Source organism: Pseudoalteromonas sp. D15MCD-2 (assembly GCF_038562745.1).
GTDB lineage: Bacteria > Pseudomonadota > Gammaproteobacteria > Enterobacterales > Alteromonadaceae > Pseudoalteromonas.
Window position 1 is genome coordinate 1,411,536 of record NZ_JBCFQE010000001.1, and the last position, 22,773, is coordinate 1,434,308.

General features: G+C 42.1%; 22 protein-coding genes and 1 pseudogene. 18 read left to right on the plus strand and 5 right to left on the minus strand.

The features are described from left to right. Positions 1-21 precede the first annotated feature (21 nt). Positions 22-870 (minus strand): DUF72 domain-containing protein, encoded by an 849-nt coding sequence (locus AADY36_RS06360; protein WP_342408679.1) that lies wholly within the window; start codon positions 868-870, stop codon positions 22-24. Positions 871-1,097: 227 nt separating this feature from the next. On the opposite strand from AADY36_RS06360, the gene aspS reads away from it, so the two are divergent. From aspS to AADY36_RS06385, 5 genes are all read left to right on the plus strand, one after another. After that, positions 1,098-2,867: an aspartate--tRNA ligase gene (aspS, locus tag AADY36_RS06365; protein ID WP_054561766.1), complete on the plus strand. Its 1,770-nt coding sequence runs from the start codon at positions 1,098-1,100 to the stop codon at positions 2,865-2,867. 109 nt (positions 2,868-2,976) lie between these two features. Then, positions 2,977-3,183 carry a hypothetical protein gene (locus AADY36_RS06370; RefSeq protein WP_342408680.1) on the plus strand — a complete coding sequence of 69 codons (207 nt, stop codon included), beginning with the start codon at positions 2,977-2,979 and terminating at the stop codon, positions 3,181-3,183. Further along, a complete protein-coding gene (locus AADY36_RS06375) occupies positions 3,180-3,770 on the plus strand; it encodes a pentapeptide repeat-containing protein (protein ID WP_342408681.1) in 591 nt (196 codons plus the stop codon). The genes AADY36_RS06370 and AADY36_RS06375 overlap by 4 nt, the downstream gene beginning before the upstream one ends. Positions 3,771-3,801: 31 nt before the next feature. Continuing rightward, positions 3,802-4,386: a GNAT family N-acetyltransferase gene (locus tag AADY36_RS06380; protein WP_342408682.1), complete on the plus strand. Its 585-nt coding sequence runs from the start codon at positions 3,802-3,804 to the stop codon at positions 4,384-4,386. Further along, positions 4,380-5,111 carry an alpha/beta hydrolase gene (locus AADY36_RS06385; protein ID WP_285221549.1) on the plus strand — a complete coding sequence of 244 codons (732 nt, stop codon included), beginning with the start codon at positions 4,380-4,382 and terminating at the stop codon, positions 5,109-5,111. Before AADY36_RS06380 ends, AADY36_RS06385 begins: the two co-directional genes overlap by 7 nt. Positions 5,112-5,118: 7 nt before the next feature. Here AADY36_RS06385 and AADY36_RS06390 read toward each other — a convergent pair whose 3' ends face one another. Then, complete coding sequence (locus AADY36_RS06390) at positions 5,119-6,006, minus strand: MBL fold metallo-hydrolase (RefSeq protein ID WP_342408684.1); 888 nt, start codon at positions 6,004-6,006, stop codon at positions 5,119-5,121. A gap of 238 nt (positions 6,007-6,244) precedes the next feature. Here AADY36_RS06390 and AADY36_RS06395 point away from each other — a divergent pair, with 238 nt between their 5' ends. Together AADY36_RS06395 and AADY36_RS06400 are read left to right on the plus strand one after the other, a co-directional pair. Continuing rightward, a complete protein-coding gene (locus tag AADY36_RS06395; RefSeq protein ID WP_054551580.1) occupies positions 6,245-7,087 on the plus strand; it encodes an isopenicillin N synthase family dioxygenase in 843 nt (280 codons plus the stop codon). 172 nt (positions 7,088-7,259) lie between these two features. Beyond that, the gene (locus tag AADY36_RS06400) at positions 7,260-8,708 is read left to right on the plus strand and encodes a DEAD/DEAH box helicase (protein ID WP_342408685.1); all 1,449 of its coding nucleotides are present in this window, start codon (positions 7,260-7,262) and stop codon (positions 8,706-8,708) included. 52 nt (positions 8,709-8,760) lie between these two features. Here AADY36_RS06400 and AADY36_RS06405 read toward each other — a convergent pair whose 3' ends face one another. Both AADY36_RS06405 and AADY36_RS06410 read right to left on the minus strand, forming a co-directional pair. Next, positions 8,761-9,513 (minus strand): DUF3307 domain-containing protein, encoded by a 753-nt coding sequence (locus AADY36_RS06405; protein WP_054561761.1) that lies wholly within the window; start codon positions 9,511-9,513, stop codon positions 8,761-8,763. After that, positions 9,510-10,124, minus strand: coding sequence for a hypothetical protein (locus AADY36_RS06410; protein ID WP_342408686.1), 615 nt, complete (start codon positions 10,122-10,124; stop codon positions 9,510-9,512). Before AADY36_RS06410 ends, AADY36_RS06405 begins: the two co-directional genes overlap by 4 nt. A gap of 155 nt (positions 10,125-10,279) precedes the next feature. Between AADY36_RS06410 and AADY36_RS06415 the strand changes: the two genes are divergently transcribed. The 11 genes and pseudogenes from AADY36_RS06415 (at position 10,280) to AADY36_RS06465 (ending at position 20,824) form a co-directional block, all read left to right on the plus strand. Beyond that, positions 10,280-10,774 carry a LabA-like NYN domain-containing protein gene (locus tag AADY36_RS06415; RefSeq protein WP_054561759.1) on the plus strand — a complete coding sequence of 165 codons (495 nt, stop codon included), beginning with the start codon at positions 10,280-10,282 and terminating at the stop codon, positions 10,772-10,774. Positions 10,775-11,144: 370 nt separating this feature from the next. Then, a pseudogene (gene nagK / locus AADY36_RS06420) lies at positions 11,145-12,058 on the plus strand (N-acetylglucosamine kinase). Beyond that, positions 12,058-13,170: an N-acetylglucosamine-6-phosphate deacetylase gene (gene nagA, locus AADY36_RS06425; RefSeq protein ID WP_342408687.1), complete on the plus strand. Its 1,113-nt coding sequence runs from the start codon at positions 12,058-12,060 to the stop codon at positions 13,168-13,170. The pseudogene nagK and the gene nagA overlap by 1 nt, the downstream one beginning before the upstream one ends. A 63-nt stretch (positions 13,171-13,233) precedes the next feature. Next, a complete protein-coding gene (gene nagX / locus AADY36_RS06430) occupies positions 13,234-14,364 on the plus strand; it encodes a transmembrane glucosamine N-acetyltransferase NagX (RefSeq protein WP_342408688.1) in 1,131 nt (376 codons plus the stop codon). 210 nt (positions 14,365-14,574) lie between these two features. Further along, a complete protein-coding gene (gene nagB, locus AADY36_RS06435; protein ID WP_054561755.1) occupies positions 14,575-15,369 on the plus strand; it encodes a glucosamine-6-phosphate deaminase in 795 nt (264 codons plus the stop codon). A 114-nt stretch (positions 15,370-15,483) separates the two neighbouring features. Further along, entirely contained in the window at positions 15,484-16,401 is a 918-nt protein-coding gene (nudC, locus tag AADY36_RS06440; protein ID WP_342408689.1) for an NAD(+) diphosphatase, read from the plus strand. A gap of 19 nt (positions 16,402-16,420) precedes the next feature. Beyond that, on the plus strand, positions 16,421-17,599 hold the full coding sequence (locus AADY36_RS06445) for a cystathionine beta-lyase (RefSeq protein WP_239964594.1): 1,179 nt from the start codon (positions 16,421-16,423) through the stop codon (positions 17,597-17,599). Between the two features lie 115 nt (positions 17,600-17,714). After that, entirely contained in the window at positions 17,715-18,533 is an 819-nt protein-coding gene (locus AADY36_RS06450) for an ABC transporter permease (RefSeq protein ID WP_054551569.1), read from the plus strand. Then, on the plus strand, positions 18,530-19,438 hold the full coding sequence (locus tag AADY36_RS06455) for an ABC transporter ATP-binding protein (RefSeq protein ID WP_055021539.1): 909 nt from the start codon (positions 18,530-18,532) through the stop codon (positions 19,436-19,438). The genes AADY36_RS06450 and AADY36_RS06455 overlap by 4 nt, the downstream gene beginning before the upstream one ends. Positions 19,439-19,440: 2 nt before the next feature. Continuing rightward, positions 19,441-19,815, plus strand: a complete 375-nt coding sequence (locus tag AADY36_RS06460; RefSeq protein WP_054561750.1) for a PH domain-containing protein — start codon at positions 19,441-19,443, stop codon at positions 19,813-19,815. A gap of 220 nt (positions 19,816-20,035) precedes the next feature. Beyond that, positions 20,036-20,824 carry a putative porin gene (locus tag AADY36_RS06465; protein WP_054561749.1) on the plus strand — a complete coding sequence of 263 codons (789 nt, stop codon included), beginning with the start codon at positions 20,036-20,038 and terminating at the stop codon, positions 20,822-20,824. 57 nt (positions 20,825-20,881) lie between these two features. On the opposite strand, the gene AADY36_RS06470 is transcribed toward AADY36_RS06465, so the two are convergent. Then, positions 20,882-22,732 carry a M2 family metallopeptidase gene (locus tag AADY36_RS06470; RefSeq protein WP_054561748.1) on the minus strand — a complete coding sequence of 617 codons (1,851 nt, stop codon included), beginning with the start codon at positions 22,730-22,732 and terminating at the stop codon, positions 20,882-20,884. Positions 22,733-22,773 lie beyond the last annotated feature (41 nt).

Here is a 22,773-nt window from a genome sequence, read left to right on the forward strand (position 1 = left end):
TTTTCTCTGATAAATCGGGCGCTAAAATAAACTGCTTTGGCTTGCTTCGCGTTCACCTATAAAAGGCGCAAGCACGGGGTGATTGTAACCTAAATCTTGGCAAAACTGTCTTGCTAAAAGTGGTGACTGGCGATTATCTGCGGTATGAAAAAACAAATAGGGTGATTTTCCTTCATCAAGCCATTGCTTTACTTTTTTCAGCCATGGCTGGTAATACGACTTGTATTCATGTTCAAGACTGGCAATCACTAAGCGCAGCATAGGCTGATTTCCTGTTGCAATGGCATGCACAGGTAAATAAGGTTTTTTCTTTTGCGCATCAATGAGTGCATCGGTATCGGCGGGTACAGCAAATAAAGCGCGGGTATCCATACTGATACGGTCTATATTATTTTCAATTAATAGCTGATTTAAACGAATTTCTGCATCATCTTTTTGAAAGAAACCGGGGTGACGTACTTCTATACCGTAACTAAGTTGTTTGGGTAGTTGTGCAATAAAATTAGCAAGCAGTGGCAGTGCATCTGGTCCAAAGGCACGGGGTAGCTGCAACATTATTTGCCCCGTTTTAGCAAAAATTGGCTCAAATAAGTTTAGCCACGCATTAAGCTCACTAGTTATATTCGTCAGTTGTAATTCGTGACTAAAACGCCGATGAAACTTAAAAGTAAATTTAAAGTCTTCGGGTACCGCATCATGCCAGCGCAATAATGACTCATGACTTGGATCAGCATAAAAACTGGTGTTGCCCTCGACTGAGTTAAAGCATTGCGCATATTCACTGAGCATGTCGGCGCTTTTACAGTGACTAGAGAGTAAATTTCCTTTCCATGCGGTGCTAGACCACTGCGGACAACCTAAATACAGCATTAAACCAACCAATAAATTTAAACTTTAGCTAGTGTATCAAAAGAAATGTTTGCTCAGAAGTCGGGGTATATGTTTAGCCCCCGACAGGCACTGCTGGCACTCGCATTTTGCGATGGTTTGGGTATAATGCTCTGCCTTAAATGATTACTTTGTATAGTGGCTTTTGCTCTCAAAATAGCGAACTCTTAAGAGCAGGCGGCTATAAGTCTTTAACTGACAGGAATACTATGCGCTCTATATATTGCGGACAGCTAAACAAATCTCACGTAGATCAAGAAGTTGAACTATGTGGTTGGATCAACAAACGCCGTGACCTTGGTGGCCTTATCTTCGTCGATTTACGTGACAGAGAAGGTTTAGTACAAGTTGTTTTTGATCCTGAAGTAGAAGGATTAATGGATACTGCGAATAAACTACGTCAAGAGTTTTGTGTGCAGTTAAAAGGTGTTGTTCGCGCACGCCCTGATAGCCAAGTAAATAAAGACATGGCAACAGGTGAAGTTGAAATTTTAGGCACAAGCTTAACTATCATCAACCGTTCAGAGCCATTACCACTTGATTTTAATCAGCAAAACTCTGAAGAGCGCCGCTTAAAATACCGTTACCTAGATTTACGTCGTCTTGAAATGAGCGATCGTATCAAACTTCGTGCAAAAGCGAGCAGCTTTGTGCGTCGTTTCTTAGATGACAACGGTTTCTTAGATATCGAAACACCGGTACTAACAAAAGCAACGCCAGAAGGTGCGCGTGACTACTTAGTACCTAGCCGTGTTCACAAGGGGAGCTTCTACGCTTTACCTCAGTCACCACAGTTATTTAAACAATTATTAATGATGTCGGGCTTTGACCGTTACTATCAAATTGTTAAATGTTTCCGTGACGAAGATTTACGTGCTGACCGTCAGCCAGAATTCACACAAATCGATTTAGAGACGTCATTCATGAGCTCTGATGAAGTGCGTGCAATGACTGAGAAAATGATCCGTGAAATGTGGCAATCATTATTAGACGTTGATTTAGGCGACTTCCCAGTAATGCCATACAGCGAAGCAATGAGTTTATATGGTTCTGATAAACCAGACTTACGTAACCCAATGCAACTTGTAGACGTTGCTGATTTAGTAAAAGACGTTGAGTTTAAAGTATTCTCTGGTCCTGCTAATGACGAAAAAGGCCGTGTTGCTGTATTAACTGTACCAGGCGGTGCTGAGCTTTCTCGTAAACAAATCGACGATTACACTAAGTTCATTGGTATCTATGGCGCGAAAGGCCTAGCATGGATGAAAGTGAACGACCGTGCTGCGGGCGTTGAAGGTGTACAATCACCAATCGCTAAGTTCTTAAACGAAGAGGTGATCAACCAGTTACTTGAGCGTACTAACGCACAATCTGGCGACATCATTTTATTTGGTGCTGACAAGCGCAACGTTGTAAACGAAGCAATGGGTGCGCTACGTCTTAAGATTGGTGTTGATTTAGGCATTACTGATCTAGATAGCTGGAAACCATTATGGGTTGTTGACTTCCCTATGTTCGAAGAAGACGACGAAGGTACATTGCATGCGGTTCACCACCCATTCACTGCACCGAAAGGTATTTCTCCTGAAGAGCTTGAAGCAAACCCAGCTGGTGCACTATCAGATGCATACGACATGGTATTAAACGGCTACGAAGTTGGTGGTGGTTCGGTACGTATTCACAATGCAGAAATGCAAGAAACAGCATTCAGAATTTTAGGTATCGAAGCGCAAGAGCAACAAGACAAGTTTGGTTTCTTACTTGATGCACTTAAATACGGTACGCCACCGCATGCAGGTCTTGCGTTTGGTCTTGACCGCTTAGTTATGTTGTTATGCGGTACTGATAACATTCGTGACGTTATTGCTTTCCCTAAAACAACTCAAGCATCATGTTTATTAACAGATGCACCAAGCAAAGCAAATGCAGATGCATTAACTGAGCTTGCTATTGATGTTGTAGCGAAAGACGCTGAATAATTCATAATAACCTGAATTATAAGACTTAATGAATAATAACCCTAAGGTGTATGCCTTAGGGTTTTTTTGTGCTTAAATGAATATTTAGTATGTTCTTCAAGGAGAGAGAATGAATATCAGTGCAACTTTTCTAGGTTATTTTGTACTTGTTATGGTCCCACTGTTTGCCGCTATCAGCTATTACTTAGGTAAGCGCAAAACTTCAACACCAATCGTGGTGGCCGCTATTGGTGGCTTTTTAGCGCTAATTCCATTGTTTGGTCTTATTTTTATTGCAGTACTTGTGCTTAAACAAGATATTGAGACCACCGCGTGATCGCAAGCCATTCGCTTTATTTTGAACACACCTTTGAAGCAAACCTTGCAGGGCAAACATTTTCGCATTGCGAATTTGAGCAATGTGAATTTATCGACTGTGACTTTAGCAATAGTCAGTTTGAAAACTGTCGGTTCATAGAGTGCGAGTTTAAAAACTCTAATTTAGCTGCCCTTGGGCTTAGATACACCTCGCTTGAAGAAGTAAGCTTTAAACAGTGTAAATTAACCAGCGTGCGCTTTACTGATGTTGATTGGCCACTACTCGCCAGCCGTGCTCCCGTGAGTTTTGTTGGTTGTGAACTTAGCCACAGCAGCTTTTTTGAACTTAGTTTAAAAGCTTTAAAAATGCGTAGCTGTTTTGCCAAAGATGTTGATTTTAGACATGCAGATTTATCTTCAGCTGATTTTACTGATACGGACTTTCGTGACAGCTTGTTCCAACAAACCAACCTCAGTAAGGCTAACTTTATTGGTGCCAGCCACTTCGCCATTGATATAACAGCTAACAATATCAGTAAGGCCAAATTTGAACGTTATGCCGCTTTGGATTTATTAGCAGGGCTCGATATAGAGCTGGTGGATTAAATATTATTGCTACTTAAGGTTAAGAAAAGTTATGGATTTAAGTCCCATCACCTTAGAAGGTCAATTTGTTAAATTAGTGCCGTTGACGCTTGAGCACCGTGATGCTTTAGTAAACGCAGCTTCAGATGGAAAGCTTTGGGAGCTTTGGTTTACCTCGGTGCCTAATGAAGAACGTGTTGACGATTATTTAAGTATGGCGTTTGAACAACAGTCACTTGGTCGCGCATTACCATTTGCTGTCATCGATAAACACACCGATGAGGTGATAGGCTCAACTCGCTTTTGTAATATCGACAATAAAAACCGCCGTTTAGAAATTGGCTATACCTGGTATGCCAAGCGTTTTCAGCGTACTGGGGTTAATACTGATTGTAAAAAACTGCTGCTGAGTTATGCATTTGAAACACTTAATGTGATTGCCGTTGAGTTTCGTACCCATTGGCATAACCAGGCTTCACGCAATGCCATTGCCCGCTTAGGAGCGAAACAAGATGGGGTGCTTCGTAATCACCAAATTATGGCCGATGGATGCGTACGCGACACCGTGGTGTTTTCAATTATTGATGGTGAGTGGCCTATGGTTAAACGTAGCTTAGAATTCAAATTAGCATGTTAAATATTAAAAAGGCGGCGCTAATGCTTGCTTTAACGCTTTGCGGGCAAACAGCCTTTGCAAATCAAACAGAGACACTGTTTGATACTGAGCGGGCACGCCATATTCCGGTGACCATTACAGCAGCCGATAGCAAATGCACGATAAAGAAGAAATGCCCCGTGGCGTTTATTGGGGCAGGCTATGGTATGGCACATACAGACTATCAATTTGCTCAGCAGGCCTTTCATCAGCATGGTTATTTAACGGTTGAAGTTGCTCATGAGTTAAAAGGTGATCCGAGTTTAAACCCTGAGCCACCATACATGACTACCCGTATGGAAAACTGGCACCGTGGTGTGCAAACCCTTGAGTTTTTAGCCGTAGAACTTGCAAAGCGTTACCCTGCGTATGACTTTAATCAGCTCACTTTATTTGGGCACTCAAATGGGGGAGATATTGCAGCATTATATGCCGCTATTTATCCCGCTAAGGTGTCTAAGCTGATCACCCTTGATCATCGCCGTATGCTGACCCCAAGGAACAAAAATATTGCTGTACTGACACTACGCGGTAGCGATTACCCGGCAGATGACAACGTATTGCTAACGCCGCAAGAGCTCGCTGTATACCCAGTGACGCAAATTAAGCTTAAAGATTCGCGCCATAACGATATGTATGATGGTGGCCCAAAATCGCTTGTTGCACGTATGAGTGAAGAACTTAACGCGTTTTTATCTCGCTATTGATGCTCAGTTAAAACTGAGCATCAATGTCGCTGCGAAAATTAAAATAACCCATCTCGACAAGGTTGTTATACACACCCTCAATATTCAGTGGTAGCCATTGCTGGTACATTTTTAAATGGCTGTATTTAGGCAAGCTTATTTCTTTTTGTAAGGTCGCAAGGTTTTTACCTTTTAACATGCCATCGCGCACGGCAGTGTGTAAGTCTTGAATATAGTGTAAGTACGAGACAACATCATCGCGGTTGCCAGTATCTGCATGGCCACCTATAAATGCAGCAAACGCAGGTTCATTTAGCACCGCTTTGGTTGAATGCAGCATGCCGTTAATATCGTAACCAATCAGGTTTTTATATGGCATGCGGCCAAGCACAATCCAATCAACAACATAAAGTACGTTGGCAGGCATAAAGCGCATACTGACATTGCCTCGGCCATTATTAGGCCCATAATATTTCAGCTGCACGTAACTATCACCTAAATCGACTTTTAGTGTATCGGTAAATGTAAGATCAGGCAGGGCAGTAGGCACTTTATTTAATTTAAGGTCCTCAGCTGCAAATTGATGAGCAACGACCGTGGTGTTGTTATCGATTAGCTCATTACCGCCCATCGCATGGTCAACATGGCTATGGCTGTACAGCATAAATTTGATTTCGGCGTTAAAGGTTTTCTTGATATAGCTTTTTAAGTATTTTGCGGCATCGCTATTAATAGGATCAGTCACTAAGGCCTGGTTATCAACAATCATAAAAGCGCTGTGATAATGGCCAGCACTAAAGCGATATACGTTGTCTTTAATATTTTCGACTTTATAGTTTGCTTGTTCTGCACAGATGGCCTGATTGGTTACAAGTATCAGCGCACTGAAAAGTAAGATTTGCAGACTTTTGAACATTAGCGATCCTTTTGCGTTGAAATGTGTCTAATTAACCATATCAAAGTTTAGGTAATAGTACATATTATACTACTTAAGGGGTTAGTTGATCTGTATCAAAGTTAAGGAGCTAAGCAAGGTGGGGCGGACATAAGTCCTTATGTTTTTGCCTGTGTTTCTCTATCCTCGCGAAGCGCTATAATGAAGAAATGCTATGCTTAGCACAGACTTCTAGAACCTTATTCACTGGAAAAGACAAATGCAACATTTACCTACCGTTGATTATAAAGCGAGCGATGCGGCCGCTCAATTTGTTGAGTCACTAAGAAACACAGGTTTCGGTGTATTAAAAAATCACCCAATCCCTCAGTCATTAGTTGAGTCTATTTACAAAAATTGGCAAGAATTCTTTAATTCTGAGCAAAAGCACGAGTTTTTATTTTCAAAAGAAACACAAGATGGTTACTTCCCACCATCAGTGTCAGAAGTTGCAAAAGGCTTTACCGTTAAAGATATTAAAGAGTATTACCACGTTTATCCAAAAGGCCGTGTTCCAGCACAGCTAGAAGAAGAAATCCGTGAGTACTACCGTTTAGCGAATGAGTTTGCAGCAACATTATTAAGCTGGGTTCAAGCTGAAGCTCCAGAAGAAGTGCGTGCTAAGTTCTCTATCGACCTTAAAGATATGATTGCTAACTCTGAGCAAACACTCCTGCGTATTCTGCATTACCCTCCAATGACAGGTGATGAAGAGCCAGGTGCAATCCGTGCAGCAGCGCATGGCGATATTAACTTACTAACTGTATTACCTGCGGCAAATGAGCCAGGTTTACAAGTACAAAAAACAGATGGTGGTTGGTTAGACGTACCATGTGATTTTGGTAACCTGATCATCAATATTGGTGACATGTTACAAGAAGCGTCAGGTGGTTACTTCCCATCAACGATTCACCGCGTGATCAACCCAACGGGCAAAGCGTCAACGAAATCACGTATTTCGTTACCATTATTCTTACACCCGCGTCCTGATGTTGTGCTTTCTGAGCGTTACACAGCAGACAGCTACTTACAAGAGCGTTTACGCGAACTTGGTGTTAAGTAAAGATAGGTTATAAGAATAAAGCGGCATTTGAGCCGCTTTTTTTATGTCTTAAATTTGTCTGCTAAGTTCAGCATTAAGTGTTAGTTTGCAAATAATTCCATGCATTATTGACTATCCTAGGTATAATGCGCGCACTTCGCCGTATCGGCTGAATTTTTTAAAGAGAGATAGTATGAGTTTTGATGGGTTAGGTTTATCACCAGCTTTAGTAAATGCAGTTTTAGAAAAGGGCTATGAAGCACCAACGCCTATTCAATCACAAGCTATCCCTGCGATCATTGAAGGCCGCGATGTTATGGCCGCAGCGCAAACTGGCACAGGTAAAACAGCAGGTTTTACGCTGCCGTTAATTGAGCGTTTGTCAAAAGGCCCTAAAGCGGGTGGCAACAAAGTACGCGCATTAGTATTGGCACCAACCCGTGAGCTGGCTTTACAAGTAAGCGAAAATGTTGAGCAATACGCTAAACATTCAAATGTTAGCTCATTTGTTGTTTATGGCGGCGTTAAAATTAATCCGCAAATGATGCGCCTTCGTAAAGGTGTTGATATTTTAGTTGCCACACCTGGTCGTTTATTAGACCTACACAATCAAAATGCTGTTAAGTTTGATGATTTAGAAGTGCTGATCCTTGATGAAGCCGACCGTATGCTTGATATGGGCTTTATACATGACATCAAACGTATCATTGCTAAATTGCCTGCTAAACGTCAAAACTTGATGTTCTCAGCGACTTTCTCAGATGAAATTCGTGAACTAGCAAAAGGGCTCATTAACGACCCCGTTGAAATTTCAGTCGCGGCAAAAAACACCACAGCTAAAACGGTTGCTCAATCTGTATATGCGGTAGATAAATCACGTAAAACAGCATTACTTAGCCATTTGATCCGTACCAATAATTGGCAACAAGTATTAGTATTTTGCCGTACCAAGCATGGTGCAAACCGTTTAGTTAAGCAGCTTGAACGCGATGATATTGTGGGTGCTGCCATTCACGGTAATAAATCGCAAGGCGCTCGCGTTAAGGCACTCGAAGGTTTTAAATCCGGTGAAGTGCGCGTATTAGTTGCAACCGATATTGTTGCCCGTGGTCTAGATATTGTTGAGCTGCCTCACGTTGTTAACTACGATTTACCAAATATTTATGAAGATTACGTACACCGTATTGGCCGTACAGGCCGAGCGGGTGCATCGGGTCATGCTATTTCGTTTGTAACAGTAGATGATGCCGACGATTTGTATGGTATTGAGCGCTTTATTGGTGAGCTTATTCCGCGTGCAACAGAAGCAGGTTTTGAGCCAAGCAAACCAGTTGCTGAAAAGCCGCTAGATACGCGTCCAATCAAGCCGAAAAAGCCAAAGAAACCGAAAAAGCCAAAAGCACCAGCTCAAGACGGTCAAGGTGCTGCAAAACCCTCACAAAAGCCAAAACCTAAATCGCAAAAGCGACCTTCACAAGGTAAGTGGCAGGGTAAGGGTAAAGAGCAGGGCCAAAACCAAAAAGGCGCTAACAACGGGAATAAATCGAATAACACTAAACCAGCAGGTAATAAACCTGCGGGTAATCGTCAGCGTGTATCGGGACCATCTCGCCCAAGACGTAAACCCGCTGCGGATAGTTAATAACAGTAAAAACAAAAAACGCGCAATTGCGCGTTTTTGTTTTTCTAAGCGATTAAACGAGTTTAATGCAATATAAGGTGGCGACACCAATAAAGAGTGTTACGGTGACACTTAACAAAGTGCCCAGCATGACATATTCAGTGAGTTGTTTTTCGCTACTTTCTTTTAAATCACCAAATCGAAAGATCGACTTGGCCGCTAGCAGAAAGCCCACGCCGCCGTATTCACCTAGCAAAATAAAGCTCAACATTAACACTCGCTCGAGCAAGCCTATAAAATGCCCCGCAGCAGGAATACTGCCTTCATTGTTTATCTGAATATTGATTTTCTCCAGCATCATGCGAATAAACACAGAGCTTGGGTTGAGCACCAATAAATAAGCTGCAATAACAAACAAGGTTTCGAGGGCAATCAGCTTCTGCCACGCTAAGCTATAAAATTCATTCTTATCACTAAGCCAAACGCTCAGCATTACAATCACAACAAGATGTGCCAATTGGTCGAGTAAAAACGGCACTACGCCTTTATTTGAGTATGACTTTGCCAAGTCAATGACATAGTGGCTTAGCATAATCGCACCAGCTGCTAACAATACACGAGAGAACTCTTGCCAGCCGTATGTGTATTCCCACAGTGTGAGTACAGCTAAAGAGGTCACACCATGTGTCAATACGTGCAAATAGAGCTTACTGGCACGAAAGTGACGGTTGTTTCTGTCGTGTACCCAGCTCATTGGCTGCCAATAAAAGTCAGCAAGTAAGTGACCTAGTACTAACGCGGTGAGTAATAGAGCAAAACTGGTCATAACAATCCTTTGAGTGTGGTTTGGCAGTAATTTATAAAGCGCTCGATAAGTTGATAATGGGCTAGGTTGAGTAACTTAGTGACATTCTCTCGGCTAGTATTAAGCTCTTTGGCAAGCTCTGCATGGCTATTGTTCTCGGCGGTTAAATAATAAAACAGGGCATTAGCCTGCTTTTGACTCATTTTTTCAAGCAGGACTTCGACAAGCGCAATATTAAGCGCAAAGCCTTCTTCAAGGGGGTTATTTTCAATATTAAACACTAAGCGTTGCTGGCTCATGTTATCTAAACCACGGCCTGATAAGGTATAAGCACTGCCTGTGGCTGTTTTTATATCGGCGCGTGGGTTGTCGAGTGAGCCAATAGCCAAGCTTTGTCGCAGCTCATAATTGGCTGCCTTCATTTGCAAATACAACAAGATGGCTGCATGACATACAAGCTCAGGCTCTTTTAGCTGTAATTGCAATGCATCGCCACGGTAAATGGTAAAGCTTGCGTTAAAGCGCTTAGCAACAAAGCGTAAGCTTTGATCGAGCTGATAAAGCATGGCGTCGTATTCTTGTTGTGGAATTTTTTGTGATTTAATTAAATCACCGCTGATCACCGCAATCATTATGATCCCTTAGATTAAGTAACTTAATTTAGTTACATCGCGATAAGTAACCAAATTTGGTTACTTTATTTTATGTAACCAATTTAGGTTACTTTTTCGTAAATATCAACCTAGATATGCTACAGTGAACACAAATCACTAAAAACAGAAAAATTATGTCAGTAGTTGATAAGCCAAGAGTCGGTATCTTTGTAGATGTACAAAACATTTATTACACCTGTAGAGAAAGCTACAAGAAAAATTTTGACTACAATGCCTTTTGGGCGCAAATGAGCGAACGCTACCAAATCGATTGCGCCATTGCGTATGCAATTTACCGTGGGGATGAAAAGCAATCGCAGTTTCAAAATATTTTGCGCGCAATTGGCTTTGAGGTAAAACTGAAACCTTTTATTCAGCGCAAAGATGGCAGTGCGAAAGGGGATTGGGATGTTGGCATTACCATTGACATGCTAGAACATGCCAAGCAGCTTGATAAAATGGTATTACTTTCGGGTGATGGTGATTTTGCATTATTACTTGGTCACTTAGCAAATAAGTATCAGCTACCGTGTGATGTCTATGGGGCAGAGCACCTTACCGCTGATGTTTTAAAGCAAGCTGCTGCTGAATTTCATTGTATTGATGATTCACTGCTACTATCAAGGTAAAAAAATATTCCTATAAAAATAAAATGTTTAACTAAAGTATTATTTCGGCTAAGCTAACATTAGCTACACTTGATGATAAATAAAGGAATAGTCACGCACAACGCACTAAATTATGCAAAAAAGCATAAATAAAGGTGTTATAGGACATTGTTGATGTGGTTTCTAATTTTCTTGTCTGTTAAATAAAGCGTTTTAATTCAATAAATTAAAAATAAATATGAAAGTTATACGAATTTTTATAAAAAATATAATGACAACGCTGTCATTTGTTGTGTAACATTAAATCAACAAAGGTTGAGATGATTTCGCATTCTGATAAGAAAAATAATGCGATTTAGACAAAAACTAAACGAAGGCTAGGGGTCGTTAAATGATGGCGAAGAGTGTGAATGAGGACCAATTGTTTATTGGTATCGATGGTGGCGGAACGAAATGTCGAGCAACTATCTACTCTGTTAAACAAGGTGTATTAGGAACTGGCCTAGGTGGTCCTGCAAATCCATTACATGGTTTGGAACGTACTCTCGAATCAATTATGGTCTCAACACAATTAGCACTTCGTGATGCGGGTTTACCGCTTGAAACCGTTCATCAGCTTTATGCCGGCTTAGGTTTAGCAGGCGTAAACCTACCAAGCTTGTACGACAAGATTATGGAATGGGAGCATCCATTTAAACAAATGTTCCTCACCACTGACTTACATACAGCCTGTATCGGCGCCCATGAAGGGAGTGATGGTGCGGTTATCATCACAGGCACTGGCTCTTGTGGTTTTTCTTGTGTAAATGGTCGCACAACTAACTTTGGCGGTCATGGCTTTGCTCTAGGCGATAAAGGCAGTGGTGCCTGGATGGGTCTTGAAGCAATAAAAGCAACCTTGTTAGACCTTGATGGCCTAGGTGAAGTAACAAATCTGACTAACGTGATCACCGAGCATTTTGCAGCTGACAATGCGATGGCGATTGTTGAGAAAATGTCTGGTCAGCCTCGAGTAGTTTTGCCAAATTAGCCCGCTATGTATTTGAAGCAGCCAATAACAATGACAAAGTTGCGGTTTCGATTGTTAAAGAGGGCGCTGATTATGTCAGTAAATTAGCTCAGCGTTTATTAGAGAATAACCCGCCACGCTTATCTATGATTGGTGGCTTAGCCGAGCCATTAAATAAGTGGCTTGCAGAGGATATTGCGAAACGCGTTGAATCTCCTATTCAACCACCGGAAATGGGCGCTGTGTATTTTGCTCAGCAATCTGTGCTTGAACAAAACCAAGAGGTAAGTTTGTAATGACGATTTATCATGCAAGTTCATTGTTTACCGGTGACGAATTTTTATCTGATGTGTATTTTAGCGTCGACAATGGTGTGTTTAAGCGTGTTGAAGCAAATGCTAATGCCGTTGCATTAACGGGTTTAGTGGCACCCGGTTTTATTGATGTACAAGTGAATGGCGGTGGCGGGGCGTTTTTTAACGCTGAACAAACGCCAGATTGCTTAGATAGAATAGCCAAAGCACATGGTCAGTTTGGTTCAACAGCGATTATGCCAACCCTGATTACCGACCAAGTCGAAGTCATGGCAAAAGCGGCCGATGCCACTGCACAAGCAATTGCTGAAGGTGTTCCGGGCGTAATGGGTGTGCACTTCGAGGGGCCACACCTTTCATTACCTAAAAAAGGCACCCACAGCGAGCAATTTATTCGACCTATTACAGAGCAAGAATTTGCGATTTATGCCCGCCAAGATCTAGGCATTAAAATGGTAACCCTAGCGCCTGAAAATGTCAGTGCTGATGATATCGCGCGCTTGGTTGAGTGTAGTGTAAAAGTATCAATTGGCCACACCAATGCAGACTTTGCGACCACTAATGCAGCACTTGCGGCAGGGGCTGATGGTTTTACCCACTTATTTAATGCTATGTCAGCATTTACATCACGAGAGCCGGGTGTTGTAGGTGCTGCACTTTGGGATGATAACAGCTGGTGCGGCTTAATTGTTGATGGTCACCATGTACACCCATCATCAGCAAAATTAGCAATTCGTAGCAAACAGCGCGGAAAAATTATGTTAGTCACAGATGCTATGCCACCTGTAGGGACTGACGATATGGAGTTTGATTTCTTTGATGGTCGTAAAGTTATTCGTACTGGCGATAGATTAAATTCAACGACCGGTGAATTAGCAGGCAGCGTACTTGATATGGCAAGTGCGGTGCGCAACACAGTGAACACATTGGATGTTAGCCTTGCTGAGAGCTTACGTATGGCATCACTTTATCCTGCACAATATTTAGGTTTACATAAAAAAGGTCGCTTACTGAGCGGGTTCGACGCTGACTTTGTGGTGTTAGACGCACAGCAAAATGTACAAGCCACCTTTATTGCTGGAAAAGCGCTATAACAAGCTTCCCTGGTAAAAACCCCGCCGTTGTATCGCGGGGCTTTTTCTATTTAAGGTAATACAATGACAACAACACAACCAACAAGAAAACGTTTGGCATCGCTGGATGCACTGCGCGGCATGGATATGTTTTGGATATTAGGCGGACAGTCACTATTCGCAGCGCTCTTCGTTTTAACTGGCTGGACTGGCTGGAAAGTTTTTGAAGCACACACCGTGCACAGCGTTTGGCATGGCTTCACATTTTACGATCTGATTTTCCCATTGTTTATATTCTTATCGGGTGTGGCGATGGGGTTAGCCCCGAAACGCATTGACCATTTACCGTTTGATGAGCGCAAAGTGTATTACCGTAAGGCGGGTAAACGTCTTTTACTATTGTGTTTATTAGGTATTTTGTATAACCACGGCTGGGGCACAGGGATGCCAATGGCGTTGGATGAAATTCGTTATGCCAGTGTGCTTGGCCGCATCGCTATTGCGTGGTTCTTCTGTGCAATGTTGGTTTGGCATACCAGTTTACGAACACAAATTATTACCGCAGCAGCTATTTTAGTGGGTTATTGGCTACTACTTTGTTTTGTTCCAGTGCCGGGTGGCAGTGCTGGCGACCTTTCAGCAGCAGGAAGTTGGAATGCATGGTTTGATGCACACTTACTACCGGGGATTAGTTATCAAAACCGTGTGGTAGACCCAGAAGGTGTATTGTCGAATATCCCAGCGATAGTTAATGCATTAATGGGTGTGTTTGCAGGTCAACTAGTGGCTCGTGCTCAGCAAATTGGCGAGTGGAAAATGACCGCCTTATTGTTCGCCGCAGGTGTGGTAAGTGTGTGTTTAGGTTGGTTATGGGATTTACAGTTCCCAGTAAATAAAGAGCTTTGGACTAGCTCATTTGTGCTTGTAACCGTTGGCTGGAGTGCCATATTGCTCGCCGTTTTTTATGCACTGGTGGATATTCTGCCAGGGCAACGCGCCGCGTATCCCTTTGTGATCATAGGTGCAAACTCTATTATTATTTACTTAGCGTCAAGTCTTGTGAATTGGGGCTATGTCAGCCAAAGCGTATTTGGTGGGGTGGTTCGAGCTGTGCCAGAGGCATGGCAACCCCTGATGGCGGTATTTGCATTATTAGCAGTACAAATGCTGGTATTGCATTGGATGTATCGCCGTAAGATCTTTGTTAGTGTTTAATAATTATTAGACACTAACAAAAAGAGTAATTTTTTATTCACTTTTACTTTACAAAGATAAAACTAGAAGTGATAATGACAGCGTTGTCATAATGGTTATAGCTACTGCATCGTATCCTGGCAGTGGTTTGATCTAAAACCCAGCTCGATTGCACGTGGGGTTGGGTTTTAGGTCCCATTTTTTTCCAACTTATAATTAGAGCTAATCGATATGCAAATAGTGATTCTTGATGATGCAGCCCAAGTTGCAGCGTATGGTGCCAACATCTTTGCGAAACAATTACTAAAAAAACCAGCCTCAGTACTTGGTCTTGCCACAGGGTCAACACCTGTTGCTTTGTATCAACAACTGATCGAAAAAAATAAAGCTGGCGATATTTCGTTTAGCCAAGCGACAACATTTAACTTAGATGAATACTTAGGTTTAACTGGCGAGCATCCACAAAGTTATCGTTACTTTATGAATGAACAGCTATTTAACCATGTTGATATCGATAAACAAAACACCCATGTACCGCCGGGTGATGCAGTAAACCCGCTTGTTGCTTGTAATGAATATGAGCAAAAAATCACAGCGGCTGGTGGTGTTGACGTACAACTACTTGGTATTGGCCGTAATGGTCATATTGGCTTTAACGAACCTTCATCTGGTTTGACATCACGCACCCGTGTTAAAACACTGACCAAAGCGACAATTGAAGACAATGCGCGATTTTTTGCTGAGGGTGAGTATCAACCGCATTTATCAATCACTATGGGTATTGGCACTATTTTAGAAGCCAAAAAAGTAGTGCTTTTAGCAACCGGTGCAAGTAAAGCTGATGCCGTTCATGCCATGGTAGAAGGCCCGTTAATGGCTAAATGCCCAGCTTCAGCACTGCAACTTCATAAAGATGCGGTGATCATCATTGATAAAGCTGCAGCGAGTCAATTAGAAGATTTAGAGTTCTATCAGCATATTGAAGCTGAGAACCAAAAACTACAAGCGCACCTAGCGACCTTGTAAAATTGTGAGAGAGAATAAAAAAGCCCAGTTTGGGCTTTTTTTATGCCTGTAATAAATTGGGTTTATCATCCGCTTATGGTAGTTTTAGCGAGTAAACTATTTTCAAGGAATGCCATGCTGAATTACTCTCAAATGCCATTGGATCGTGCATCAAATCGTCGTAAAGATCCAAAGTGGTTAAAGGCTCAAATGAATTCTCAGAGTCGCTGGTTATTGGTCAATAACAATCAAAGTTTATTTGTTAAAGACAGTCCTGAAGTGTGTTATTTACGCTTATCTCAAGTGGATCATCTCGACTTATCAAAAAGCATTTTATTGGGTTTAGACGACGATGATGTGGCTCATTTTGCTTTAGACGTCAGCCATGTTCCAGACTCACTTATTGAGCCTATGCTTAATGGCGCTGAATTTGTAGATATTCGCAAGTTAGGCCCACAAGTTGAGTTAAAACAAGGTTCGATTGCCGCACTGGCAAGGGGCCTGTGTTTTTGGCACGCAACGCACTGGTATTGTGGCCGTTGTGGTCATGAAAATAATATGGTTGAAGCTGGGCATTCACGATTATGTGAGAACCAAACTTGCCAGCATCAAACCTTTCCGCGAACCGATCCTGCGGTGATTATGATAGTTACTAAAACCTTTTCAGATGGGGTTGAGCGCTGCTTGTTAGGCCGTCAAGCAAGCTGGCCTGAAGGTGTTTTTTCAACTCTTGCTGGTTTTGTAGACCCTGGTGAAACACTAGAGCAGGCCGTTGCCCGCGAAGTCATGGAAGAAGCCGGTGTTGCGGTGACAGATATTCAATATATCGCTTCACAGCCTTGGCCATTTCCATCATCAATTATGTTTGGTTTTATGGCTACAGCGGTTTCAGAAGATATTCAGGTAGATAAAGACGAGTTAGACGATGCAAGATGGTTTAGCCGTGCTGAACTTAATGAATTCGGCCAATGGCATGAGCAGGGCAGTCATCTTAAACTAACCCGACAAGATTCTATTTCTCGATTTTTGGTTGAGCACTGGCGCAACCTGTAAAGCACAGCTTGGACAAATTATGACAAAGACAAATAAAAATACCCAAATCGTCTCTGCAGGGCGTAAAAAAGCGTACACACAAGGGGTTGTGAACCCTGTGGTGCAACGTGCATCAACGGTAGTATTCGATTCAGTGGCTGATTTAAAAGCAGCGGCGAAGAAACGAGGCGACAAAACGTTATTTTATGGCCGTCGCGGTACGACGACACACTTTGCTTTGCAAGAAGCCATTGCTGAACTTGAAGGTGGCGAAGGCTGTGCGCTATATCCATCAGGTGCGGCTGCAATAAGCAATGCGCTACTCTCGTTTGTGAAAGCGGGCGATCATATTTTAATGGTGGATACCGCTTACGAGCCGACCCGTGATTTTTGCGACAAAATACTGGCTGGATTAGGAATTGAAACAACTTATTACCCGCCGGGAATTGGTGCAGGGATTAGTGAGCTTATTAAAGATAACACTCGCGTATTGTTTTTAGAATCACCTGGCTCAATCACCATGGAAGTGCAAGATGTGCCAGCCATGGTTGCAAAGGCAAATGAGCGCGGTGTAATGACCATGCTAGATAACACCTGGGGGAATGGTCTGCATTTTAGACCGCTTGAGCATGGCGTAGATATTAGTATTCAAGCAGCGACAAAATATATCGTTGGTCACTCAGATGTGATGATGGGGGTGGCGGTTGCCAATAAAAAGTATTGGCCAACCCTTCGCGAAAATTCATACCTACTTGGTCAATGTACCTCTGCTGATGATGCTTATTTAGCGCTTCGTGGTCTGCGTACTATGGCTGTGCGTTTAAAGCAGCATGAACAAGCCGCCATCGAAGTGGCTAAATGGCTTGAAACACACCCATTGGTTGATCATATTCGCCATCCGGCTTTTGCAACGTGCCCGGGTCATGAGTTCTTTAAACGAGACTTTGATGGCAGCAACGGCTTATTTTCATTTGTAATGAAGCAGGGTAATCAACAAGCGATTGATTCGTTTTTAGATAGCTTGCACCATTTTAAAATGGGCTTTTCTTGGGGTGGTTATGAGAGTTTAGTCACAGCAAACCTGAGCATGAAAGGGCTTCGCTCTGAAACAGGTTGGTCGCAAGGTCCGGTAATAAGGCTACACATTGGTCTTGAAGATGTGGCTGATTTACTAGCCGACCTTGACCAAGCGCTTGCAGTGTACGAAAGCCACCTCTAGGTTAAAAGTTTATACTTTGTTACATAAGACCCGCTTGTCGGGTCTTTTTTTTCTGGTAATTCAAGCTGTTTCAACTTAGTGTAATTCTAATAATAAAATTCATTAAGGATTATGAGTGACGCAGTTACATCCTAAACGTCTTGCACAAATTGCCCAATTTGAGCTAGTACGACTATTTCTGACCAAACGTGGTTTGTTGGCGGTTGCCGCTTTTGCCATTTGTTGGCTACTTATTTTACGCTATCCTATAGCCCAATCTGTGACCTTGATTAGCTCACCTGATTTTGCCGACTTTGCAAGACAAGCATTTGGCGCCATTGGCATCAGTAAATTACTTGATTGGCCTGAATCTGAACTTGCTGTTTATTGGCTGATTGCTTTATTTAGTTTCCCAAGCTTCTGTTTGTTTTTATGTAGTGACCAAACAGTGGGCGATAGACAGCGAGGTACGTTACGCTTTTTATCACTTAGAGCGACTCGTTCAGAAATTATTATTGGCCGCTTTTTAGGGCAGCTACTCATTTTAGCAGCATTGTTGTTTGTTACCTTGATGGCAACGGTTGCAATGCTTGGCTATCGTGAGCCAAGTTTGCTGCTTTCTGGCTTATCGCGAAGCTTTATGTTGTTATTTTATTTGCTTGTTGCGGTTATGCCATTTATTGCGTTGATGAGCTTTTTGAATACATTTGCCCGTTCATCGCGCCTTGCATTTGTATTGGCTATTTTGTTCTTTGCTGGCGGTAATATTGTGATTGGCTTACTAACATGGCAATGGCCTGCATTTGAGGTTTTAAATTACATATTTCCGGGCTATCAACTTGATTTAATGGCAGGCCAGCGTGCAGGTGTCACATTGGCTCTAGGTTTACCACTTTTACAAACGGCAGTGCTACTGGTTGCTGGTGAACGAATTTTTGCGAGGAGCTCATTATGACCGTTTTAATTCAAGCACAAGGCTTGTCAAAAAACTACGGGGCTAAACGAGCGCTCGATAACGTCAGCTTTGAGATAAACAAAGGGGCACCGGTAGCGCTAGTTGGTCCAAATGGTGCGGGTAAAACAACGTTATTCAGTTTGTTATGTGGCTATATTTTACCAAGCTCAGGAAAGCTATCGGTAATGGGGCATACCCCAGGTAATGCGGCGTTATTCGGTAAGCTAACCGCGTTACCGCAAGATGCCCAGCTTGATCCTCGTTTTAGTATTGCGCATCAACTTAACTTTTATGGTCAATTACAAGGGCTCAGTGGTGCGGTTCGTAAAAAAGAAACGGCTCGTGTTTTAGAGCTCGTTGGTTTGTCAGAAGTGGCTAAGCAGCGACCGGATGACCTTTCTCATGGTATGCGTAAGCGAGTGACGATTGCACAGGCATTAATTGGTTCACCTGAAATAGTGATGCTTGATGAAGCAACTGCAGGCCTTGATCCAATTCATGCTCGTGAGGTAAGGGAGCTGGTAAGTTCTTTAAGTAACGAAGCAACATTTATTTTAAGCTCCCATGACTTAACTGAGCTTGAGCGTTTATGCTCTCAGGTTTTACACCTCGATAAAGGGGTGTTAAGTGAGCATCAAGCCCGTTCTAGCACGCAGGATAATAAACACTTTATTACGCTGCAGTTAAATCAACAATATGATGATGTAGAAGCAAAGCTTGCTGGCCTTGCCCATGTACATCATGTTTATATGAGCCAAGCAAAAGAATATGTGATCGAGTTTGAAAAAACCGCTGAGCCTTTTGATATCAATCTTCTACACTTTTGTTATCAACAAGGTTGGCAGTATCGTCAACTGGTAAATGGTCACACACTCGAAAACCAAATTTTTCATAAGGAGAGCTAATTATGGGTCTATTAAGCGGATTAATGGGTAACGCAAGTGAAGTCGATAACGATGATTTAGAAGAGCTGCTTGCTAATACCCTGATTGATGGTGAAACAGTACAAAAAGCCTATAAAGTCATTCGTGATATGTTCATCTTTACCAATAAAAGATTAATTATTATTGATAAACAAGGCGTTACTGGTTCTAAAGTTGAAATGCTGAGTATTGCTTACTCAAAAATTACTAAGTTTAGTAAAGAGAGTGCTGGGCATTTTGACCTTGATGCTGAACTAAAAATTTGGGTTGGTTCAGATCCAACGCCAATCAGTAAAGACTTTAAAGCAGGAGATAACATTAATGAGGTTTATAGAATTATAAGCGAGTTTGCTTTATAAGGTACTGACAAGCTTTATTTTTTCACTAAAAGTTGGTTTAGAGACGCAAGTTTCGGCCAACTTTTTCTTTACATTTGCCGACACTTTATTACAATTAATCAAGTAAAAACAAATGCTTAGTTAAGTTTCCATTCAGTTTTCTCACGTTAGCATGTGCCCAACTTAGCCATCAGGCTAGTTTTCAACAGCAATGAAACAATGTTAATAGGGAAATCTGTTTATGAAAAAGTTAGCAGTTATTATTTCGAGTATGCTTCTGTCAACTGCCGCGACTGCTGCGGATAGTTACCAATCAATCAGCCATTTAGGATACATGGACACCGATGGCAACGACACAGTAAGTGTTGATTCAACGTATTACTTCGCGCCAAAGAAAACAATGGGTCCATACGACCAGTTTGAATACATCAACAGAACAACCAACGTGTTTGGTTCGTACGCAGATGATGACTTTGGTGATGTAACTAATATCGGTGGTGAATACTTCGTACAAGATTTTGTATTTGGTGCGGGTTACAGCAACTACGATTACGGTTCAGATACTGATTTATTCAATGTGTCTGCAGGTTACTTCTTTAATCCTAACCTTCTTCTTAAAGCGACATTTATCGACGTAGAAGACGGTGATAACACTGTAATGTTCGACCTTAAATACAATCACCAGCTTAACAGCACTGATTACTTAGGTTTCACATTCACAGCAGACGATGAGTTTGATTACCGTGCAGTAAATGCAAAATACTTCATGGATCTTCAACAAGGTAACTACCTAACAATTGAAGGTACAATCTCAGATACAGACGATAGCGGTAGCTCTTGGGAACTAGGTTCTAACTACTACTTCTCTAAAGCAACGTCAGCATTTGTAACGTTTAATAAAGAAGATGACTACAGCTTTGGTGCACAGCACTTCTTTAACAAAAACATTGGTTTAAAAGCAGGTTATGCAAACAACTGGGATGACTCAGACTACGATGCATACTTTGCAAACGTAAGCTTACAGTTTTAATCATTAATTTGATGATATAAAAAAGCCCGCATTATGCGGGCTTTTTCGTTTTTATCATTACCAACCGCACTGGCGGCCTTCATTTTGCTCATCAAGGTATTTTTGTAACGGTGCAAAGTAATCTAAGATTGCTGTTGCATCCATTTCTTCTTTACCAGTGATAGTAGCAAGAGCTTCTTGCCATGGGCGGCTTGAGCCCATTTCTAACATAGCATTTAGTTTTTCACCTGCCTCAGCAGAGTTGTATACAGAACAACGGTGAATCGCTTCTTCGTTACCGGCAATTTCACATAAACTTCTGTGGAAGTCGAATTGTAAAATGTGCGCTAGGAAATAACGTGTGTAAGGCGTGTTGCCTGGTACGTGATACTTAGCACCTGGATCGAAGTCTGCTTCGCTACGTGCGATAGGCGCTTGTACACCTTGGTATTTTTCACGTAATTCCCACCACGCTTTGTTGTAGTTCTCAGGTGTTACTTCACCTGAGAAAACTTTCCAGCGCCATTGGTCTACTAATAAACCAAATGGAATAAATGCTACTTTGTCTAATGCCATTTTCATTAATAGGCCAATATCTTTAGATTCATCAGGTACTTCGTCTAATAAACCAATTTCTTTTAAATAACCTGGCGTTACAGAAAGAGCAATGGTGTCACCAATCGCTTCGTGGAAACCATCGTTCGCACTTTCTTGATAATAAATAGGCTGCGTGTTGTACGCGCGTTGATAGAAGTTATGGCCTAACTCATGGTGAATAACAGAGAATTCTTCACCTGTGCGTTGAATACACATCTTAATACGTAGGTCGTCTTTGCTATCAATATTCCAAGCTGACGCATGGCACTGTACGTCACGATCTTGAGGTTTAGTGAATAGTGAGCGCTCATAGAAGGTATCTGGCAATGGCGCAAAACCCATTGAGGTGAAGAACTTCTCAGCGCCACGTACCATTTTAAGTTCGTCGTAATCGTGCTCAGCTAATAGTTCTGTTACGTCATAACCAGGATCGGCATTTTCTGGTGCAACAACATCGTAAATGTTACCCCACGTTTGTGCCCACATATTTCCTAGTAGGTGTGCAGGGATAGGCTGGTCTTGTGGTACTTTATCTTCGCCATATTTTTCACCTAGCTTGGCACGAACATGACAATGTAATGAATCATAAAGCGGTTTAACTTGGCCCCAAATACGGTCGAGTTCTTTTGCAAAATCATCGGCTGGCATGTCGTATTTACTACGCCACATAGCACCTGTATCTGCATAACCTAGCTCTTTTGCACCTTCATTGGTGAGGGCAACTTGTTGCTCATAAAGCGGGCGCATAGGTTTTGAAACTTGACGCCAACCTTGCCATAAATCAAGCAATTCATTGTAATCACGGCTCGTTGCCATTTTTGCGGTCATGTCGCCAAGGCTTAAACAGCTACCATCTTCTTTACAGTATTTACCTTTACCATAAATACCCCCTAGCTCAGCCACTAATTGTGAGAGCTTAGCTGTTTTTTCAGCATCTTGTGGTGCAGGTAAGGTAAGCGCTAGTTTAAGTTTATCGAGTTTACGACGCGCATCGTAATCTAGCTCTAAACTATCGAATTTTGCAGCTTCATTAGCAAGGCGAACTACGGCTTCGGTCATCTTGCGATTTACTTCAGCAGATAGTTCCGCAGTATCATGGGTAATGAAGTTGGCATAAATCCATTCAGCACGGCTTGCTTCTAAATAAAGCGCGCTTAATTCTTTTTCAGTAGCGGCGATAAATTTATCGGCATCTTGTGCGGTAACTTGGCTTGTTTTGACTTCAGCAGTCGTTGTTTTATTGCTCGCAGTGTCATCATTACAGCCAGTAAGTGCTAGTGCACTTGCGACCATAAGCGCGCTGATGCTGAGCTTAAATGGAGTCTTTTTCATAACGTTCCCTAGAAGTTTATTGTTATTTATTGCCCATGCAT

Excerpts from the sequence above, each read along its gene's own strand:
- AADY36_RS06360 (WP_342408679.1), bottom strand. The coding sequence starts at position 870 with ATGCTGTATTTAGGTTGTCCGCAGTGGTCTAGCACCGCATGGAAAGGA.
- aspS (WP_054561766.1), top strand. The coding sequence starts at position 1,098 with ATGCGCTCTATATATTGCGGACAGCTAAACAAATCTCACGTAGATCAA.
- AADY36_RS06370 (WP_342408680.1), top strand. The coding sequence starts at position 2,977 with ATGAATATCAGTGCAACTTTTCTAGGTTATTTTGTACTTGTTATGGTC.
- AADY36_RS06380 (WP_342408682.1), top strand. The coding sequence starts at position 3,802 with ATGGATTTAAGTCCCATCACCTTAGAAGGTCAATTTGTTAAATTAGTG.
- AADY36_RS06385 (WP_285221549.1), top strand. The coding sequence starts at position 4,380 with ATGTTAAATATTAAAAAGGCGGCGCTAATGCTTGCTTTAACGCTTTGC.
- AADY36_RS06390 (WP_342408684.1), bottom strand. The coding sequence starts at position 6,006 with ATGTTCAAAAGTCTGCAAATCTTACTTTTCAGTGCGCTGATACTTGTA.
- AADY36_RS06395 (WP_054551580.1), top strand. The coding sequence starts at position 6,245 with ATGCAACATTTACCTACCGTTGATTATAAAGCGAGCGATGCGGCCGCT.
- AADY36_RS06400 (WP_342408685.1), top strand. The coding sequence starts at position 7,260 with ATGAGTTTTGATGGGTTAGGTTTATCACCAGCTTTAGTAAATGCAGTT.
- AADY36_RS06405 (WP_054561761.1), bottom strand. The coding sequence starts at position 9,513 with ATGACCAGTTTTGCTCTATTACTCACCGCGTTAGTACTAGGTCACTTA.
- AADY36_RS06410 (WP_342408686.1), bottom strand. The coding sequence starts at position 10,124 with ATGATTGCGGTGATCAGCGGTGATTTAATTAAATCACAAAAAATTCCA.
- AADY36_RS06415 (WP_054561759.1), top strand. The coding sequence starts at position 10,280 with ATGTCAGTAGTTGATAAGCCAAGAGTCGGTATCTTTGTAGATGTACAA.
- nagA (WP_342408687.1), top strand. The coding sequence starts at position 12,058 with ATGACGATTTATCATGCAAGTTCATTGTTTACCGGTGACGAATTTTTA.
- nagX (WP_342408688.1), top strand. The coding sequence starts at position 13,234 with ATGACAACAACACAACCAACAAGAAAACGTTTGGCATCGCTGGATGCA.
- nagB (WP_054561755.1), top strand. The coding sequence starts at position 14,575 with ATGCAAATAGTGATTCTTGATGATGCAGCCCAAGTTGCAGCGTATGGT.
- nudC (WP_342408689.1), top strand. The coding sequence starts at position 15,484 with ATGCTGAATTACTCTCAAATGCCATTGGATCGTGCATCAAATCGTCGT.
- AADY36_RS06445 (WP_239964594.1), top strand. The coding sequence starts at position 16,421 with ATGACAAAGACAAATAAAAATACCCAAATCGTCTCTGCAGGGCGTAAA.
- AADY36_RS06455 (WP_055021539.1), top strand. The coding sequence starts at position 18,530 with ATGACCGTTTTAATTCAAGCACAAGGCTTGTCAAAAAACTACGGGGCT.
- AADY36_RS06460 (WP_054561750.1), top strand. The coding sequence starts at position 19,441 with ATGGGTCTATTAAGCGGATTAATGGGTAACGCAAGTGAAGTCGATAAC.
- AADY36_RS06465 (WP_054561749.1), top strand. The coding sequence starts at position 20,036 with ATGAAAAAGTTAGCAGTTATTATTTCGAGTATGCTTCTGTCAACTGCC.
- AADY36_RS06470 (WP_054561748.1), bottom strand. The coding sequence starts at position 22,732 with ATGAAAAAGACTCCATTTAAGCTCAGCATCAGCGCGCTTATGGTCGCA.